This window comes from Actinoplanes sp. NPDC048791, assembly GCF_040650095.1.
Taxonomy (GTDB): domain Bacteria; phylum Actinomycetota; class Actinomycetes; order Mycobacteriales; family Micromonosporaceae; genus Actinoplanes.
Map to the genome: position 1 here is coordinate 1 of NZ_JBEZGQ010001280.1, position 2,078 is coordinate 2,078.

Annotated in this window: 2 protein-coding genes and 1 pseudogene; all 3 read right to left on the reverse strand. The window is 73.4% G+C overall.

Annotated elements, in window-relative coordinates:
• Positions 1–398, reverse strand: a pseudogene (locus AB0C29_RS45400) (hypothetical protein); the annotation flags it as partial.
• A gap of 180 nt (positions 399–578) precedes the next feature.
• Positions 579–1,496, reverse strand: coding sequence for a DUF389 domain-containing protein (locus AB0C29_RS45405; RefSeq protein ID WP_360834158.1), 918 nt, complete (start codon positions 1,494–1,496; stop codon positions 579–581).
• 19 nt (positions 1,497–1,515) lie between these two features.
• On the reverse strand, positions 1,516–2,078 hold a 563-nt coding region (locus AB0C29_RS45410), incomplete at its 5' end, for an XdhC family protein (RefSeq protein ID WP_360834160.1).

Below are 2,078 nucleotides of genomic sequence, written 5' to 3' on the forward strand. Positions count from 1 at the left end.
CCGACCCACAGGCCGGTGCTGCCGCCGCGGGTGCGGCCGGCCACGAGATCCGGGTCACCGGCCGCGACCGCGTGCTCCAGATCCAGGCTCTGCCAGGCGGACCAGTCGCCGGAGGCGGCCGACCGGGTGCGCACGGCGGCGTCACCCTGGAACGAGAGCAGGGCGTCCGTCCAGGTCACGCCGAGCAGGCTGAACCGCGAGACGGTGCGCTTGGCCAGCCGCAGGGTCTCCCGGCCGTCCTCGATCGTCGGCTTGCCGTCCAGCTCCAGCGACTGCGTGGTGACCGGCGCCGGTGACGGGCCGGAGGGCAGCGGCGCGGCGGCGGCCTCGGCTGCGGTCGCGACGGGCGGCGCTGTGGCCGGGTCGTCGGACGACCGGGTCAGCACGACTCCGGTCACTGTCAGTGCCGTCGCAGTGACTGCCGCGGCGGCCCCCGCCACCATTCGTGACCTGCTGATCCTCACGCCCGAAGCCCCCGTGTCCTTGCGGCGACCACGATCGAAGTCACCGGCGGAAGCGCCACCATACCGGTCCGCGGGCCGGCTGTGTGTCCGTCCACAGTAGGAGGTCGGCCGGGTCTACCGGCGGCGTCCGGCGAACCGCTGCACGAGCAGCGTCAGCACGCCCGCCGCGACGATCGCGGCGACGTTGATGAGCAGTTGCAGCGCCGAGCCGGCCGCCTCGTTCGTCACGCCGTAGGCGAGGGCCACCGCGGCGTTCGCGGCCGCCGGCACGGTGGTCACCGAGATCAGCACCCCGACCAGCGTGCCGGCCTTCGCCGAGGTCAGCGACAGCATGCCGGCCACCCCGGCGAGGAAACCGACCACCCAGCTCAGCGCGTCCGGCTGCCAGATGAACTCGGTCAGCGGCCGATCGCCGAGGAGCATGCCCTTGTTGACCAGATGCAGCGCGGTCAGCACCCAGGTGGTCACGACGGTGACCACCATGCCGACAGAGAAGCCGACCCCCAGAGCCAGCAGCGCCCGGCGGACCAGCCGGGTCCGGCGGCGCACCAGGCCGACGCAGAGTGCGGCCAGCGGGCCGAACTCGGGACCGACGACCATCGCCCCGACGATGAGGATCGGCAGGTCGAGCAGGACGCCGATACCGGCGATCACCGTCGCCACGATCATGAAGGTCAGGAACGCGCCGGACAGCTCCGACTCGGCCGCGGTGGCGTGCTCCACCTCCTCCCAGACCACGGCGTCCACGCCGAGGCCGGGCACCCGCCGCTCGGCCCGGTCGGCGGCCGCCGACAGCGTGGTGTCGACCTTCTCCAGCATGATCGAGCCGTCCCGCTCGACGTCCAGCTCACGCAGCCGTTCGATGATCGCGCTGGCGCCCTCCCGGACGACATCGCAGAAGAGCAGGTCACCGACCGGCTCGACGGCCGCACCGGGCAGCACGACCACATGGGTCACGGCGTCGTTGCCGGTCAGCAGCTCTTGGACGGCGGCCCTGCGGTCGGGCGGGACGATGATCCTCAAGTGCAGCACGCGGTCATCAAACCACCGCTCAGGAGTGGATCGGCCCCGCGGTGCCGGTGAGCCGCCCGCCGGTGCCGTGCCAGCGCACGGCGACGATCTCGGCTGCGATGCTCACCGCGGTCTCCTCCGGGGTGCGCGCGCCCAGATCGAGCCCGATCGGCGAGGCCAGCCGGGCGATCGCGGCCGGGTCCAGCCCGGTCTCGCGCAGCCGCTTGAGCCGGTCGTCGTGGGTGCGGCGGGAGCCCATCGCCCCCACGTACGCCACCGGCAGCTCGAGCGCCACCTCCAGCACCGGCACGTCGAACTTCGGGTCGTGGGTCAGCACGCACAGCACGGTGCGCGGGTCGATCCGCCCGGCCGCCGCCTCGGCCGCCAGGTAACGGTGCGGCCAGTCGACGACGACCTCGTCGGCCTCCGGGAAGCGCCGGGCGGTGGCGAAGACCGGCCGGGCGTCGCACACCGTCACCCGATAACCGAGGAACGCGCCGATCCGGGCCACCGCGGCGGCATGGTCGGTGGCCCCGAACACGATCATGCGGGCGGCCGGTGCGAACGAGGTGACCAGCACGGTCAGCCCGGTGCCGCGGCGCT